At 56.9% G+C, this 15,534-nt stretch carries 17 protein-coding genes and 2 pseudogenes; 5 read left to right on the top strand and 14 right to left on the bottom strand.

Annotation, left to right across the window (positions count from 1 at the left end; genetic code table 11):
• Positions 1 to 98: 98 nt before the first annotated feature.
• The 4 genes from G6L28_RS21535 to G6L28_RS21520 form a co-directional block, all read right to left on the bottom strand.
• Positions 99 to 464, bottom strand: a complete 366-nt coding sequence (locus G6L28_RS21535; protein WP_065657589.1) for a hypothetical protein — start codon at positions 462 to 464, stop codon at positions 99 to 101.
• Positions 461 to 1,348 carry a DUF7007 domain-containing protein gene (locus G6L28_RS21530; protein ID WP_065657588.1) on the bottom strand — a complete coding sequence of 296 codons (888 nt, stop codon included), beginning with the start codon at positions 1,346 to 1,348 and terminating at the stop codon, positions 461 to 463. Before G6L28_RS21530 ends, G6L28_RS21535 begins: the two co-directional genes overlap by 4 nt.
• Positions 1,345 to 1,818 carry a hypothetical protein gene (locus tag G6L28_RS21525; protein ID WP_065657587.1) on the bottom strand — a complete coding sequence of 158 codons (474 nt, stop codon included), beginning with the start codon at positions 1,816 to 1,818 and terminating at the stop codon, positions 1,345 to 1,347. The genes G6L28_RS21530 and G6L28_RS21525 overlap by 4 nt, the downstream gene beginning before the upstream one ends.
• A gap of 98 nt (positions 1,819 to 1,916) precedes the next feature.
• Complete coding sequence (locus G6L28_RS21520; RefSeq protein ID WP_065657586.1) at positions 1,917 to 3,680, bottom strand: ParB/RepB/Spo0J family partition protein; 1,764 nt, start codon at positions 3,678 to 3,680, stop codon at positions 1,917 to 1,919.
• Between the two features lie 186 nt (positions 3,681 to 3,866).
• Between G6L28_RS21520 and G6L28_RS21510 the strand changes: the two genes are divergently transcribed.
• The gene (locus tag G6L28_RS21510; protein WP_234902685.1) at positions 3,867 to 4,550 is read left to right on the top strand and encodes a GNAT family N-acetyltransferase; all 684 of its coding nucleotides are present in this window, start codon (positions 3,867 to 3,869) and stop codon (positions 4,548 to 4,550) included.
• Between the two features lie 170 nt (positions 4,551 to 4,720).
• Here the strand turns inward: G6L28_RS21510 and G6L28_RS22995 are convergent, their stop codons facing one another.
• Entirely contained in the window at positions 4,721 to 5,254 is a 534-nt protein-coding gene (locus G6L28_RS22995; protein WP_234902684.1) for a hypothetical protein, read from the bottom strand.
• Between the two features lie 329 nt (positions 5,255 to 5,583).
• Here G6L28_RS22995 and G6L28_RS21500 point away from each other — a divergent pair, with 329 nt between their 5' ends.
• The gene (locus G6L28_RS21500) at positions 5,584 to 6,018 is read left to right on the top strand and encodes a hypothetical protein (protein ID WP_012478109.1); all 435 of its coding nucleotides are present in this window, start codon (positions 5,584 to 5,586) and stop codon (positions 6,016 to 6,018) included.
• Positions 6,019 to 6,372: 354 nt separating this feature from the next.
• Here the strand turns inward: G6L28_RS21500 and G6L28_RS21495 are convergent, their stop codons facing one another.
• The 5 genes and pseudogenes from G6L28_RS21495 to G6L28_RS21475 form a co-directional block, all read right to left on the bottom strand.
• A complete protein-coding gene (locus tag G6L28_RS21495; RefSeq protein WP_234888328.1) occupies positions 6,373 to 6,723 on the bottom strand; it encodes a GNAT family N-acetyltransferase in 351 nt (116 codons plus the stop codon).
• A gap of 288 nt (positions 6,724 to 7,011) precedes the next feature.
• Positions 7,012 to 7,314, bottom strand: a complete 303-nt coding sequence (locus G6L28_RS21490) for a cold shock domain-containing protein (RefSeq protein ID WP_065657585.1) — start codon at positions 7,312 to 7,314, stop codon at positions 7,012 to 7,014.
• 98 nt (positions 7,315 to 7,412) lie between these two features.
• Positions 7,413 to 7,757, bottom strand: coding sequence for a hypothetical protein (locus G6L28_RS21485; RefSeq protein WP_012478106.1), 345 nt, complete (start codon positions 7,755 to 7,757; stop codon positions 7,413 to 7,415).
• 3 nt (positions 7,758 to 7,760) lie between these two features.
• Positions 7,761 to 8,063 (bottom strand): integration host factor subunit beta, encoded by a 303-nt coding sequence (locus G6L28_RS21480; RefSeq protein WP_012478105.1) that lies wholly within the window; start codon positions 8,061 to 8,063, stop codon positions 7,761 to 7,763.
• A gap of 132 nt (positions 8,064 to 8,195) precedes the next feature.
• Positions 8,196 to 9,077 (bottom strand): annotated as a pseudogene (locus G6L28_RS21475) (lactate dehydrogenase); the annotation flags it as partial.
• 172 nt (positions 9,078 to 9,249) lie between these two features.
• Between G6L28_RS21475 and xth the strand changes: the two are divergent.
• The 3 genes and pseudogenes from xth (at position 9,250) to G6L28_RS21460 (ending at position 10,783) form a co-directional block, all read left to right on the top strand.
• Positions 9,250 to 9,998, top strand: a pseudogene (gene xth / locus G6L28_RS22990) (exodeoxyribonuclease III).
• 44 nt (positions 9,999 to 10,042) lie between these two features.
• The gene (locus tag G6L28_RS21465; RefSeq protein ID WP_012478103.1) at positions 10,043 to 10,288 is read left to right on the top strand and encodes a hypothetical protein; all 246 of its coding nucleotides are present in this window, start codon (positions 10,043 to 10,045) and stop codon (positions 10,286 to 10,288) included.
• 12 nt (positions 10,289 to 10,300) lie between these two features.
• The gene (locus G6L28_RS21460) at positions 10,301 to 10,783 is read left to right on the top strand and encodes a hypothetical protein (RefSeq protein WP_174018307.1); all 483 of its coding nucleotides are present in this window, start codon (positions 10,301 to 10,303) and stop codon (positions 10,781 to 10,783) included.
• 103 nt (positions 10,784 to 10,886) lie between these two features.
• Here the strand turns inward: G6L28_RS21460 and G6L28_RS21455 are convergent, their stop codons facing one another.
• The 4 genes from G6L28_RS21455 to virE1 all read right to left on the bottom strand — a co-directional run bounded on the left by G6L28_RS21455 (position 10,887) and on the right by virE1 (position 15,092).
• Complete coding sequence (locus tag G6L28_RS21455; protein ID WP_234900486.1) at positions 10,887 to 11,222, bottom strand: TIM barrel protein; 336 nt, start codon at positions 11,220 to 11,222, stop codon at positions 10,887 to 10,889.
• A complete protein-coding gene (locus G6L28_RS21450; RefSeq protein WP_172691048.1) occupies positions 11,156 to 13,174 on the bottom strand; it encodes a virA/G regulated protein in 2,019 nt (672 codons plus the stop codon). The genes G6L28_RS21455 and G6L28_RS21450 overlap by 67 nt, the downstream gene beginning before the upstream one ends.
• A 66-nt stretch (positions 13,175 to 13,240) precedes the next feature.
• Positions 13,241 to 14,890 carry a type IV secretion system single-stranded DNA binding effector VirE2 gene (locus G6L28_RS21445; RefSeq protein ID WP_012478091.1) on the bottom strand — a complete coding sequence of 550 codons (1,650 nt, stop codon included), beginning with the start codon at positions 14,888 to 14,890 and terminating at the stop codon, positions 13,241 to 13,243.
• A gap of 4 nt (positions 14,891 to 14,894) precedes the next feature.
• A complete protein-coding gene (gene virE1, locus G6L28_RS21440; RefSeq protein ID WP_012478090.1) occupies positions 14,895 to 15,092 on the bottom strand; it encodes a type IV secretion system effector chaperone VirE1 in 198 nt (65 codons plus the stop codon).
• Between the last annotated feature and the right edge of the window lie 442 nt (positions 15,093 to 15,534).

Raw genomic sequence — 15,534 nt, 5'->3', positions numbered from 1 at the left:
CCTCGGATACCGAAGTGGAGAGGAAACCATGCAAGACCTGCGCCAGGCCAGGCCAGGCCAATCCACCCTTCCTACCTCCCTGCCTTACTTGCCAGCCATCACAGGCGCCGGACGTCACCGCTGGCTTGCGGCGCAGTTTGACCAGCGTTGCCGGGGAGAGCTGTACGGGCACGCAAGGATGCAATTGCCGCTTCCTGCCGCGCGAGCTTCCTCGAGAGCGCATCGATTTCCGGCTGCCGCTCGGCGGTGATGGCGGCGAGATTGGTGCGATAGCGGTTGAGGAACGCGTCCGGCTCATGCGGTCTGCCACGTCGATTCCTGGGTTTGCGCGCGCCAAGCGATGGTATCAGGGCGGTCATCTTGCGGATGATCTGACGCTCGATCATGCCGATCTGGTGCCGCGTCTGCCGGCAGGCGTCCTCCATGCGCCGCAATTCCACGTGGTGGTCGATGGAGGAGATCATGCCGCATCCCTCCCGTTCCATGATGCGAAGCTCGATGGGCCGTCAAATGCCGCATACCGGGTCTCGTCTATGACGAAGCCGAAACCGCCGGCCTGATAGTCTACGGACGGCACCAGAAAGCGGCGTTCCTCCACACCGTGATCGCGCCTGCCACCACGCGTGGCGATGACCTCCGTCATGCCGGGATGATGGTCCGAGCGAAGCGCGGAGATCACGACCCAGTCGTTGGCATGTCGCAGCTCGAAGGCCCGCCGATCTTTTTCCATGGATTCACCGGGAACGAGAACCCGGCCGAAGACTGCCTCACATGCGTCCGGCCAGCAATCGCGGATCATTTTGTCTGCGCATTTTCGCTCGAACACGGTGAAGAGATCCGGAAACGTCAGCGCGACGATGGCCCACTCGGCATCCTCTTCATAAAATCCGCTGTCGCGACCCAACATCGGATGGACCCGGGCGTTGCGCTCAGCCGAGAGTTTGAAGCCGCCATGTCCCACCGTGGTGTGGAAAACCACACCCTCGGCATAGATCGTCGCGCCTTGCGACGGACCCCAGGGCGTGTTGCAGTGTATCCGCGCGGGTCTGCGTGCAAGGAGAAGCAGCTCGCGGCTATGCTCGGCCTGTTCGAACATCCGCGCACGAAATACCGGCTCATCCTCGATCCTCCCGTGATGAGAATAGAAGTCCTCCCGTTTGAGATCGGCAAGTGGCCGTGGAACCTGCCATGCGGAGCTCAGAAAATACTGACCGTTCCGCGCTGGCATCATGGCGAAGACAAGGTCTCCGATGCGCGCCACGGTGAGGCCGTCTGCACTTCTTCCAAATTCGATCCCTGATGTGTCAGGGGTGGATGGACTGGCCGTTTCAGGAGTGGGACCCTTCATCCTGCGACCCTCCCTTCGACGACATCGGCGGCGATCTCGTCGGCGGTCACGTCTTCAAGGACTGCGGACGGGTAACCGTGCCGCGACAGCCAGTCTTTCGCCGCCGCGCGGTTCGCCGCCAGATGCACGAGTTCGGCAGTGTCGCCGGCACGGTCGAAGACGCGGCAACTGCCTGTGGCAGGACGCTCGACAACGCGGAACGTCAATTTGGTTTCAAGCGAGAACGTACGGTGGATGCGGATGGTAATAACACCGCCGCCGCCAAAATCGCCTTCGTGCAGCGTGACGTTTGCCGGCAGGATGATGCTGCCGGTGGCGCGCTCGTCCTGCTTGCGGATCAACCGGCCGGAGCTATTGTTGGTCTTCCAGGCGAAAAGCTTTTTGCGATGCCGTTCGGGTGGCCGCGGCGTGCCGTCGGACCATTGAAGGATGGTGCCGATCGGTGCCAGAAATGCGAGATGTGCAGACATGCGACTTCTCCCTGAATTTGAGGGGATGCTGGAAACAGAAGCGCCGCCGATAGAGACCATCGGCGGCGGGGCTGCATTCGGAGAGGAATTGGAAGCGGCTATTCCGCGGCGATCCCGTAAGCGTCCTGTTCCTCGTCCGGCGCGCCGGCTTCGGATCCCTCGTCGAGCGCATCGGGAAGATCGTCCTCACCTTCGAAGGGATCGGCACTCTCTTCCTCAAGGGCCGCAGTCTCAGTGCCGCCCTCGATGTCGGCCTCCTCCTCATCCCCCACAGCCTCGCCGTGTTTGATCAGATCGGTGACGTCCTGGCGGTCGGGTGCAAAGAGCGCGGAAGCGTGGACAAAGCGTTCCTGACCGAAATGATCGACAAGAGCCGCCCGCGTCCCCCGCACCTTCTCGCGCGGGAGCACGTTTGCCTCCTTCGCCGCCGCCTCCAGCGCCTGCCGCGACAGGCACAACAGAAAATCTTCCGAACCCATGTTGGGCAGGAAGCTGTCGGCGCCGATGGCGTCGCCGGCGATACGCGACACCACGCCACTGTTCGACATGCCGCGCCGGCATGACAGCACGTCGATCAGCACCGAGCGGGCAGCGACACGCACCGTCTCCATGTCGAAAGCGAGCTTGCCGTCCTCGGAGAGCAGCCGGGCGGCATGGCGCCCGAAGCGCTTCGGCCCGTACACGCTGTCGCTGACGCCGGAATCGACACGGACGTTCCGACCGGCGAAGGCAAGAACAAGCAGCGCCATCAGCATGTCGTCCTCGATTGGCGCGCGGCCGAGCGCCTCGTGCAGGGCATTGGTGCGGAAGTCGCCGATCATGTCCTGACCCTTCTGGGTGACATCCGGCCGCGGCTTCGGTGCGTCGATGATCGGATCATCGACTGCTCCTGCCGCATCGTTACCAGCGGAAGCATCACCCTTACTCTTCTTCTTGTCTTCGGGCATGCGGAAAGCAACCGACTGCACCTTGCCGTCACGGTCAAGATACATGGCAATATGGTCGGACTTCGACGGCTTGCCGTAAATGCGCTCGGCCTTCTTCGGCAGTTCCGGCTGACCCCAGTTATTGACCTCGACGATCGCGCCCTTCTTGGGAAGGTTGCTGGTCATCCATTCCTGCTGGGCGCCGAGGAAGGCCTCGACATTGGTCGTGTAGCGGCTGTCCTGATCGGCCGGCGCGAACAGGTCCTCGACCCATTCGATACCGTAGGCGGCAGCGAGATCGTCGCCAAAGCTCGCATCCTTAGCGAGCATGCGGGTCTTCGAAAGCGCCCGTGAGATGTTGTACCAGTCGGCGCGCTCGGCCTTCTTCGGCTTGTTGGCCTTCCAGACTTGCCTCTGTTCCTCGATCGATGCGGCGGCGATGGTGCGCAGCTGCTGCTCGTTCGGCATGTCGCCAAGCGCCATATGATCGAGCATGGACGGCAGAACATTGGCGAGAAGCCGCAGTTTGCGGATCTGGCGGACGGGCAAGGCGAGCGCCACGCCAATCGCTTCCTCGGTCCAGCCGAGGGCAACGAGCCGTTCGATGCCGCGCCACTGATCGATAGGATTGAGCGGCTCACGGGCGATGTTCTCGACCATCGAGCGCATGGCGCCGTTGTCATTGGCCGCCTCACGGACGATCACGTCGATTTCCTCGAGGCCCGCGGCTATCGCCTGGGCGACGCGCCGATGCCCGGCCTGAATGATGTAGCCGTTTCCGCCATCGGTTTCCGGCGCGACGATGGGTGGCTGGATGATGCCAACGGCTTTGACCGTCGCCAGCAGCAGCGCATCGGCCTGCGGTGACGATTTCGACCGGCGCGCGTCGTCGGGATTGTTCTTCAGCGCACGGGGATCGATTTTGAGGATCTGCATGGGATTTGCTCTTTCGGGGTTTCGGGGCGGCGGTCGCCACCACTTCCTGTCTTCACTTCTTTGCGAAGACAATTCCCGGACCGCAGAGCGGACGGACCGGCGCAACTGCGCCCGAGCGGCCCTGCCCGTCAGTTCGAGCGGGGCGAAGCCTTGCGAGAACTACGGACAGGGTTGAGGAGGGAGCGGTTGAGCGACAGCGGCGACGAGACGGCCGGTGTGCGAATAAGGTTTTCTCTCCTTGCTTCTCCTTGTTCTTTCAGTTCGCTCCTGACGTTTGCGTTAAAACAGCCGCCATTGAATCATCAGGGGAATTTCGGCCCGCAGAACTCGGAGTTTCGCGACCGTCTCCTGCAGCAACCTAGCGAAAGGGAGCCTATGCTCGAAATCCGCCCGGCAAAAACTATCGATAATGAGAGCATCGTCCAGTTCTGGCACCAGGGACGGCACGACGCACATGCCGACATCGTGCCTTCTGAGGTGTTGGCGTTTCGGACCAAAGACCATTTCAGTCTCTGGCTAAAGGAGGCTCAAGACACGTTCTATGTCGCGACCGAAGACGATCGCGTGCTCGGGTTTGTGTCGGTGAAGAGAGCTGAGGTCGTCAAGCTCTATGTCAGCACACGCGCTCGCGGGACCGGTGTAGCCCATGCCTTGCTCTCACACGCGGAAAGACTGCTGCATGGCGCGGGGATAACGAGGGCAGTGCTGTTCTGTACGGCGGGCAATGTCCGAGCTGAACGATTTTATGAGCGGGAGGGATGGATTCTCGCGCACTCTTTTGAAGATGCCCTTTGGACACCAAAGACCGTCGATAAGAAATTCATGGTGTCTACCTATCGCTTTGAAAAGGATCTGACACCAACCGCTTGAAGCACTTTCGTAAATGTCAGGATGTTCTCATCGCTGTCGTCGATCGCCGCTTGCTGAATACTGAAATGGCCAGACAAACACCGCAAAACTGCATAGATGCCCCGATTGCTTCAGCAGGGATTGGAAAACGGCCCTCAAACATGAAGCCGTAGGCGAGGCCGAAGATCGTCTCAGCTACAATGAGTTGGGCCGCGAGCGCCAGCGGCAGACGACGGGAAGCGACCACCCAGCACCAGGTTGCAAACCACGAGCCAGCCAGCCCCATCACCAGCGCCCATACGAAAAAGCGAGCGGTTTCCGAAGCGGATGCCGTGTCCGCGAGTTCGAACGAAGCCAACGGCAACAGGAGTAGACTTCCGATCGCCGCACCGATTCCCTGCAACCCTGTCCATTGCAGTCCGTCCGGTGCGTCTGCCGATCGCATGACAGCCGCATTCGCCAGACCATAGGCGATCCAGATCGCCAACGCCGCCGAACTGGCGAGCTCCGAGTAAGATCGATGACTTATCCCCAACGTCGGCCGTGCTGATCGTCGCAGCGTTCACAATCGCCACGCCGATTGCGATCAGTGCTAGGGGAAGCGGGAGCGCCTTCCATGGTGCGGAGCGGTCCCTGATATTGGCGGTGATGGCCAGAAACACCGGCATTGTACCGATGATGACTGGCGGCACGGCTGCGCCGGCGAGTTGAACGGCAAAGGCCACACTGATGAAGTATCCGACATATCCAGCCCCACCGAGGAGCAAACCGATCAGGAGCCGTGAGCGAGCAATGCCGGCAAGGGCCGAACCGTCGATCAGCCACCAGCAGCAGACAGGTCAGGCCGAAAATGCCATAGCGGGCAATCGTCAAATCCCATGCCGTGAACGGCGTGACGGCACGCGGGGCAATGAAAGTGCGCCCCAGGGACGACATGCTCGGTGTCCAGAGCCCCAGATTTGTAGAATTCCCACATCTTGCTCATATATGTTCTTGCTATGTTCTGTCCGATTCCATAAACCCCCGTCTTCATCATAACGTTTAGGGGCGCAGAATGGATAACGACCGGGACATGAAGCAACAGACATCTGAACACCGAGAGTCCATGCGATGGCAGCCGTTCGTCCAAACGCTTCTTGCAACATGCGCGTTGGTCGGTGCCGGGATTGGCGGCATGCTTCACTTCCTGAACGTCGGCGAAGGACACCCTGCCTATCAGATATTTGTGCTGCGCCTTTCGGCTTTCGTGTTGATCATTATCTTCTTTTTTCTGGTACTCGCAAATATAATAGTTTTCCTCATGGAATTTGGCCGACTGGACAGAAAGCACGCGGATATAAAATACGTAAGATACGTTATTCGCAGCTTCACAATCGTGTTCACATTGATGCTGGCGGTATCCGCTTACGGTATATTTTTTGCGGGAACCGAGTTTTTCGCAAGGGGTTTGCAGGAGTATATCCAAGTCCTCAGAACTGCTAAGTCCTAGACACGTTGGTCCGCCTTTTTTCAGGACCTAGAAATTATGAATTCTTCATTTTCCCTTCTCAACCTTGCCGATCTCGTCATTAAATGGGACTCCACCCCCTTTTCTTCTGCTTAAGTTCACAATGGCAGGGCCGATTGCGTTAGCGCAATCCCGGAGGTTTCGACCAAAACACCGCCGCAGGCTGTCGGCGCGGTGAACTGTTTTCGAGATGATTAGCGTTAGCTCCTTCTGGAAAAAGAGAGATAGCGAGGGCGCTATAATGAGAGAACAGACGCATACCCCTGACTTTGCCCTTTGCTGTCAAATTCCCGAACGTGCCCAAAGTTTATGATCGACTTTTGAATCGCCCGGGCTTTAGGAATCCCGCACCGGATTGAAGTTTGTGGCGGCCAGTTCGTGAGCGTTCCGCCACTGGTATCGGACGAAAATCAAGTCCGGGTAGCTGGCCATCACGCTTCGATTTTCCTCAATGATCTGGACATTTAATTTCTCGTAGAACCGGCGCGCCGGATGATTGTCGGCCAGAGTCAGCAGGTGTACAGGCCCGTTTCTTTGTTGCGGTGAAAACCGCTGAATACCCGCCGCCAGCAGGCTGCGAGCGACACCTTTCCCCTGATAAGCGGGGGTCGACATACAGATTATGGAGGTATGTTCCGAACTGCGTTTCCTGATCAAACAGGAAGAAAGAAAAGCCCGCCAGTTCATTGTCAAAATGCGCCAGGGTCACACGCAATCTCTCAGGGTCTGAACTCTGCGAAAGGCGCTTCTCCCAGAGGCGAGCTTTTTCATCAGGCATCGTATCCGCCAGATAATCCGCCGCGAGCATGCCCGAATATGCCCGTTGGCTGACGCGGACTTGGAGCGCTATTTGCCTCCCTGTCATCCGGCGTCGCGTCTCTGATTGCCGTTTCGATGCCCACGCGCTCTACCTCCATGCCCAATTACCGACTGGACCCACTGTATGCCAGTCACTCGCGATTGGCGTAGTGCGCTTCAGACCCGGCGCAGGCCCCATTCCCGCTCAAACGCGTCGCTGAACGCCTCCTCGTCTTGAGGCTGAGTGGCAGGAGCGTGCTGCACAGCCTTTTCAACCGGCACAGGCCCCACATCTTTCGCCGTGACCTTGCCGCCCTTTTGCTCGACACCATAGTGAAGCCGCAGACCGGGCTGAAGCGTGGGACAGGCCGGGTCGGCTATGCTGCTCAGGTGCAGAAAAACATCCGGACCACCATCGTCCGGCGTAATGAAGCCAAACCGCTTGGTGGCATCGAACCACTTGACCTTGCCTGTCGGCATATTCTTCTCCCTGCTAGCTGGGCTTTATCTGCGATTGTTTGGCGGACCACATTTCATAATCGCGGAGCAGATCTTCGGCGATCGACTATTGCGGATATTCACGCCGCAAGATCTCGTTCTGCTGCTCCACGTCCGGCGATTGTTGAATGGCTTTGCCGAAAACGGTCAAGTACACTGTGACGCATCAGGGCCAGGCACTCCGGCGAGGCCAGATCACGTGGCAAATGTTCGAGCAAGCCGCTGACGATGACCACCCAGTTGTTGACCACATACGGCCGGTGGACCTCTTCGACCTTGCTTGTGATGTCCTCCAGCATCGAGAGAAGCGCGACAAACCGGACGGGCCAGGTTTCGGGCAGAAATTCCAGCGCCATCATCTCGACCGTCTCACGAATGTCCTCGGGAAGGGCCTCGCAGAACCCATGTCTCGAATATTCGATCAACGATTACTCCTTGCCACGCGGTTCTTCCGCCATATTCAGACGATCTTTGATCTCCTTGCCGGCGCGGAAGAACGGCACCCATTTTTCCTCGACGAGCACCGCGTTGCCGTTGAGGGGATTGCGCCCCGAGCGTGCGGGACGATGCCTTACGACAAAGGTGCCAAAACCCCGGATTTCGACGCGCTCTCCCCGTTCGAGGGCGCCGGTGATTTCATCGAGAACGGAATCGACGGCATTCTCCGCATCGCGACGATGGAGGTATGGATTTCTCGCGGCAAGGAGATCAACAAGCTCGGATTTAATCATGACAGACTTTTTAGCGAAAACGAGGCATTTGGGAAGCCTGTAGGGCCTTCTCAACGACAAACCGTGCGCGGTTCGGCTAGGCCTCGTTACCGTGGTGTTCGCCGCAGCGGACCGCGCCTCATGGAGGTGATCTCATGCGGCGAGTTCGTTCGTCTCCACATCACCGCGCGCCGATTTTCCCAGCGCCTCCTCAACCTTTCGCAACGCATGGCGCTTTTCCGCCAGTTCATCCGCGAATGCAAAGGCGCCACCCTGCCGTGACTGGTAGGAGATCAGCCGGCGTTTGTATTCCTCCAGCCGCTGGCGATAGCGCTCCCGCTCCTCCCCGAACCCGTCGAGCGCATGTTCGAGACGAGAGATAGCTCCAAGCGGCGCGACGGTCACCGGCAACTCAATTTCATAATCCGCGCCGGTGCGTTGAAGCAGGGTCTGATAGTGGTAATTGTCACCACGCCCGGACGTTTCGGCATCGTAGACGAGATCGAAGCCACCGATGGAAGCAATGTGAATCTCCCCTTCATGCCGCAACTGGACGAGGGTGAGGATTTCCTTCATCAGCGCCCTCCCCGCCTCCTTACGCTCTCTATAGGTCTCGCCCTTGACGTTGATCGCAAAAGCATCACCTGAGGTCGGCACAAGCCGCTCGATATCAACTGCGATATCGCCAAGGCGACGGCCGGCGGTTTCGATCTCGCGCTCGGCGTCGCGGACCTGCCGTTGCACGGCAAAGAGATCGTCGTCATGGGCGGCACGCAGCCGTTCCAGCCGCGCAATGTCGGCCTCCGGCCCCGCCTTTTGCATCAGGCGCTCGTCACCACTTGCAATCGCCTTGGCCATGGCGAACTGGTTGGCCTGCCCCTCGTTCAGGTCCTCCAGCCGGCGGATCGAGGTATCACCCGAAAGGGCCGCGGCAATGAACCTCGCCTTGCGTTCGTTGTTCTGCCACATGGTGGCGTCGAGTGAGCCTTGCGTGGCATAGGGGTAGATCTCGACCTCGTCGTGCTGGTTATCCTGTTACTCGGTGATTAATCGAAAGGTCTCGTACGCGCCTCGGTGATTGGCATCGCATGAATTCCGGTATCGACAGGAAGAAGCCGCCATCAAAGCAGCAGCGGCGCCTCGGGCGCAGCTTTCTTTTTCGCCCATAGCTCGCTTGTCCGCTCCATCGTCACCAACTCGGGCGGAAATGTCCGCTTCCGGAATGCGAGCGCAGCTGCGGTGGCTGGCCGAAGCGCAGCCTGATGTCGTCTGTCTGCAGGAACTCAAGGCGCCGGACGAGAAGTTTCCCCGCCGGGAAATCGAGCGTGCCGGCTACGGCGCCATCTGGCATGGTCAGAAGAGCTGGAAGGGCGTTGCGGTCCTTGTCCGGGATAGGAGCCGCGCGAGACAAGCCGCGGCCTCCCGGGCGACCCCGACGACAGTCACAGCCGTTAAATCGAGGCTGCCATCAATGGCCTGATCGTCGGCTGCCTTTATCTTCCGAACGGCAATCCAGCACCAGGGCCAAAGTTTGACTACAAACTCCGCTGGTTCGAGCGGCTACATTCCTATGCCGCGGGGCTGTTGGAGCTTGATGTGCCCGTCGCCCTTGTCGGCGCTTTTAATGTGATGCCGACCGATCTCGACGTCTACAAACCCGAGCGCTGGCGAGACGATGCCCTGTTTCGGCCGTAAGTACGGGCCGCCTATGCCGAGTTTATTGCCATAGGCTGGACGGACGCCGTCAGGCTGCTGCATCCCGAACAACGGATCTATACGTTCTGGAAGTATTTCCGGAAAGCCTTCGCGCGTGATGCCGGTCTGCGCATCGACCATTTTCTTCTCAGTCCGTCACTACGGGAGCGACTGCAGACCTGCGGTGTCGACAAACATGTGCGTGCCTGGGAGCACACCAGCGACCATGCCCCGGTCTGGATTGAACTGGATGATGATTAGTCCGTTGTCGCCAAACCCATCGATGACAGAGGAGCAGACAGACAATGGCAGAGGGACAAGAGTTTGATGATGCGGAGTTTGCAGACCAACTTTCCGCGATGACCGACGAAGAACTGTTTGCGCTGATGCAAAAGCTCGAAGACGAAAGCGAAAATACCCCCTCCAAAGACCGTGACAGCAGCGAGGTCTTTGTCAGGATCGCCATGGTTGAGATCACGATCGAAGAGCGATTTCCCGGACAGCTATTGGTGCCATATAAGGACTGGCAGCAGCGGCGGATCGATATCTGAGGAGCGAAGATCGTGACAAATGGACCCGACAATGCCGAACTACTGTTCAAGCGTCTGGATGATCTTGTCGCCGAGATTATCGACCGGTTTGCGAATGAGGGCCATCGAACGGTCACGGTGATCGAAACGCTCCAAGACGTCATTGCAAAACATCGCTTGGCTTACGACCGTGACCCGATCCGGCTGAAGACGTCGAGGAGTCAGCGAACGATTGGCCCGCCGCGGCGAGCCCCGTCTGCGGGAGCCAACGTTCAAAGCCGATATCTGCGTCGGCCCGCTGACCTGCACCTCAGCGGTCCGCGAGCAGACTTGATGGTCGCGTCGGTTCTGGTGCGATGCAGTTCCCTGCGGGCGGCCCATCTTCTGCGAACAGTTCGACAAAAAGTTGGTCTGGCTCGCTCTGGCCGCCGCACTCAACCGCTCGAGACGATCGACCACCGTCTTGATTTGCCGCATAGCAGCATACCAGCTGCAGCTTTTGCCAATCTCGTCTGATGATGTCGGCGACAATCTGATAGGGGGTAGCGGGGCCAACCTCAATTGCCGGCCCTTTGCTGCGGGCGATTGCGGCCTTGCCCTGCGACGCGCTTAACGAAAATCATGTCTTTTCGTCAACCGATGGGAGATCCTTTGACTGGACCTCGGCGCGGCTTGCCTTGCGAACGTCCTTCAGATGAATATGAACGATGCGGTCGCCGAACCGCTCGATGAGCTTCGCGTAGTCGAATCCGGCTGCCGCGGCGTGTCCGGTGTCAAGAAGAAGCCCAGTTTCCGGCCCAGCTTCTCCAATGATGTCGGATATCTCTTCGAAGGTCTCCGCGACCATCATGAGGTGGTGATGATAGGCAAGCCTAGACGCGTTCCACCTTAGAACCCTCTGGAGGTGGAACGCTCTCTTGAACGTGAACCTTCGAAAATCATAGACCTCGCGCATTCGGGCTTCGGTGAAGGAACCGGCAGTGGCACACTAAGCAATTGATTCAGCAAATTTTCCTGTTCCGAAGCTGACAAATGGTAATCTTCCGATGGAATTTCTGGCCCCGATTTTGGACCTCTCGATAAGTCCGGTTCACCGAACAACGATTGCGGGTCAATAAACCCGTTAGTAGTATTGATCGAATAATCCCGTACCAAATGCCCTTGTACATCTTCGTCGAAGATACTCTCCGACATTGAACTCGTTCGCCCTGAGCTACCTCTGAAAGAGCCGCCGGGCGCCTCCCCCGCAAGTCGCTCTTGATCATCATGTATTGCCACAGAAACTGGGGCTGGCGCATTAGGAAGGAAACTTAAAAGTTCTTGCTGTCCTGGAGCTGGCTGATGATTGTCCGAGGATGAAGACATCACCGGTCCTTCGCAAGCCGTTTCTCCAACCGCCGTGTGCAGATTTCCACTCGGGTGTGCCGGCTCTCCCCGCGAGCCAAACACCTTAGTTATTTCCGGCGACCCGGGATGCGGTAACACCAACGGCTCTGGCTGGGAGAAATGTCGCAGCCGCTGATCATTCTCCTTGTGCCCGTCAGATTCATTATCGCGCCGGAGGGTGAGATGAGCTAACCCTTCGTATGGGCGAGGTCCGTTCGCTTGAAGGTCTGGATTTGACAACAGCATGTTTGCTGGCTTGTATCGTGATTGAGAATCTAACCATCCTTCCAAGTTCCGTTGGGGAGACGATGATGTTTGTCCAGCAACATCAACATGTTGATCTGTCACACGCGTGACGTCAGCTTCGACGTGATCAGGGTTGGCTTTGGCTAGGTGCGACTGCTGTGCGAAATGAATGTCATCAGTCTCCGGGAGGGGCGAACCGGGAATCGCTGCCCGCTCCTGCCAGATCTGGCGATGCGCACCGGATTCAAAACTACGCAGTCTCTCAGCCTCGGATTCTCGCTCGCTGAGCGCCGCAAATTTCCGGTAGACCGTCACCCCGAGTATCTTTTTTGAAACCTTCTTGAGGCCCGCGCTGAGATATTCGGTTTCGCTCCTGTAGATCTTGCCGAAGGTATGCTTGGCACTCTTCAATTGTCCGGTAGCTTCATCGTAGACAGCAGACCGCTTGTTATAGAGCCGTCGATGGCTCAAAATATCGCGGCCCATTTCATTGCCCTCCTTGTCCAGAAGGGACCTAAAAGATTTGTTGAAAGCGCCACCAAGTTTTTGAATCTTCGTCTGGGAGGTTTGACGATTGGGTGCCTTCACTGAAATCTTGGAAAAGCCGACATGGTTGCTGCCGATACGCTCGAGGTTTCCGTGATCGTCCCGTTCGAATGTCTCCCGTCTGAAACCGTTTCGACGGGTTAGATCGCGATAGAGCCGGTCGTCAGGGCCGCTCCGATACGGCGCGCCCATTTTCTCGGATACAGGTTGAAAGAGCCTGCCACGGTTGGCGTACCTTGTGCGGATCAGGTCGCCATTTTCGTCGCGCTCCCATTTTTCCTCAAAACGTCCGTCTTTGTATTTCACGTGCTTCATGCGGAGTGTGCCGTCCGCAGCATACAAATGGCTGCTGACACTTAACCAGGACTTCCTTTCATATAAACCCAAATAGACTTCCTGCGTCACCGGGTTACGCTTCAGAACCGTTTTGGTTTTGCGAAGTCTACCGTGCTCACGCGTTAATTCTTTATGGTTGTCTACTCGAAGCCGGTTATTTCCAAGAATTTTATAGCCTATTTCGCCTCGAAACCCTACGTCGAGTTTGTCGACTATCGCCATATCAGCAGCATACTTTCGCTTCCTATCGGGACTCTCCAGTCTGGCTTGCCGCTTGAGCGCCTCTTCTTCGGTAATCAATGCTTTTCGCATTTGCTCGACAACGCGCTGAGCAGAACGGCGCATATCTGCCGTAAGCGACTTCGCAAAACTTTTCTTTGTAGTGTTCACCATGATTGAGCCCTTTCATTGGCAAACCCGGGTCAAACGAGCTTCCTCGTTGACGCGGCAGCAGGAACGTCAAAAGCTGTTGACGCTTTGGCTACGCGGTCGACTTTCGTATATCCTGCGGCTGTCACTGATTGGACGCGACGCCGGCTCTGGCCGAACGAAATCACGTGAATATTTGTCAGTTGCTTCACCAAGCACCCCCGCTGCATCGGGTGGCAGCCTTAACTGCAAGCGCTCATATTCCGCGACGCTGGTGTACGTGCCAGTTCTCTGACCATTCTCATTGCGATCGGCGACGATGACATCTTTGGTGGACAAATTTTGCAGTTTTTCAGGAGACAAGTCATGAATGTCACGTAACTCTGGGCCATTTAAGACAATAACCGCTGCCTGCGCGTCAAACTTTTCGAATTTGATACTAGCCGCATGGCTTTGCCGACCCATCGATGCGGGTAAACCAACCCGGTTCATCAACTCGGTGAAATGTGCAGGGTCAGAATATTCCAATCTGGGCGGCGACAGATAGCGGTTGCCGTCGCGAGCAAGCAACTGAACGCGATCCCACAGTTCTCCCTTTTTCAAAGCTTGCGCCCAAGGCGAATTGGGTGCGCTTTGCATTAGGAAGTCAACGCTCACATGACGGTCGCGGGTCAAACCGCCCTGCCCGTCTGGCTGCTGTCCCATATTTACTGTCGCAGTTGGAAACTGCCGATTGTGAGCTCTATTTTCCCCAACGAATTCCGCGAAGCGAATATCCGCACTGCCCCGTTCCCAGGATTCCAGATATTTCGAGTCATGCATAATGCCTGACTTTGACTTCAATTTGATCTCAGTCTCGTCGCCATACCTGCGCTTGACGGTGTGTTCAAACTCGCTGAACTGTTTGTTGGCGTAATTGTCGCCGGCAAACCTGTACACGAAGTGGATGTCATTTTGGGGAGTTTTGATCATAATATCGGGCAGCAGCGAACCAGCCTGGAGTTCGTGTTGATATCGCTTTTGAATTTCCCGGCGCCCGTATTTTTCTGTTTGTACGTATCGGTCTTCAGGTCTTAGTTTATAATTCCGGTCGAGCTTTATGTTCTTATCTGTTTGATAAAAGATCTCTGTGCCCGTGATCCCCATATCAGCGTGCGCATGATTCCATACGTCCAACTTGTACTGAAACCGCAGTTTGTTACGTTCCTTCGCCTCCATCATCCCCCATTTTTCCTCCAGTTGCTCTGGAACGCTAATCTTGTCGAATGCGAGAGGTGGCGGGTAGTAATTACCGGCTCCGTCCCTGTAGAGACGGCAGCACGCGTTAAATTCCGCCTTGGTGGGCATTTGGTCGAGGTTGCCTTTGGCAATACCAGTAAAAGCATCTTGTCCCGTTTGATGCACGAGAATGTATTCGTCCGGGCGCCGATCGTTGCCTGGCAAAGACATGTTCGAGAACAAGACGGACAGCTCTTTTTGAATCTCAGCTTGATTTCCGTGCTCGCTGCCAGAATAAAGGCTGGAGGAGGAGTCGACCGATCCATAATCCAGACGTGGGCTTACAACTTCCGTTCGGGTAGGGCTCCCTGATTGTACGTCTTCGCCATTCGTCATCTGAATATCGGAGATGGTGTTGGAACTGATATTCGCCTTCTTCCAACGCCTGGGGTCAGTGTCATCATCATTTTCGATGTTGTGACCGCGACCCACATAGACATTCTCATTGCTAGACGGATCCATCGTCTCACTCCTTCTGACCAGCAAGATTGTCTTCTGGGAGCGGGCACCGATGGACAAAGTCCTCCAGCTCGATCATAGCGAGATCCAGGTTGGTAAAACCACTCGGCGGATGACTGCCGCTCATTTCCTCTATGAGAGACTCCGGTCTCTCTATCGGCGAGGTTGTCCTATTTTTGTTCACATGCGGCTTGATGATGGCCATATGTTCTCTCCTGCAAAATTGCGGTTTTCTAGAAAATCCTCCGCAACCCGAGACAAAGCTGCTTTGCTACTTTGAGCAAAGCCGGGGGCGGAACTGTTTTGATCGGCGCCACCACTAGACGATCCACTTATAAGGTCCGTCGTCCGTAACCTCTTATCGGAATTTTTAAGTCTCCGACCGGGAAGTCTGGCAAGTGCTCATATCTCCAAAGTACCATCCATACCCGGGTCTTGAAACGGATATCGCGTTTCAACTGCAATGAGCAGGCAATAAATGATGCCACAATCGAGCTAAAAGGGAGGAACTGGAAAGACAGGACGCACGCGGCCTGACCGAGGCCATCGTATCCCTGTGAGCATTTTTGGCGACGAGCAGCCGGTCGACCAGCGGCAGAATATCAACCAGCGATCGATGCGAATACTGCAAATGATCACTATATTGG

The organism is Agrobacterium larrymoorei, assembly GCF_013322225.1.
In the GTDB taxonomy this organism is placed as follows: Bacteria; Pseudomonadota; Alphaproteobacteria; order Rhizobiales; family Rhizobiaceae; genus Agrobacterium; species Agrobacterium larrymoorei_A.
This window is presented reverse-complemented; position numbering and strand designations above follow the sequence as displayed.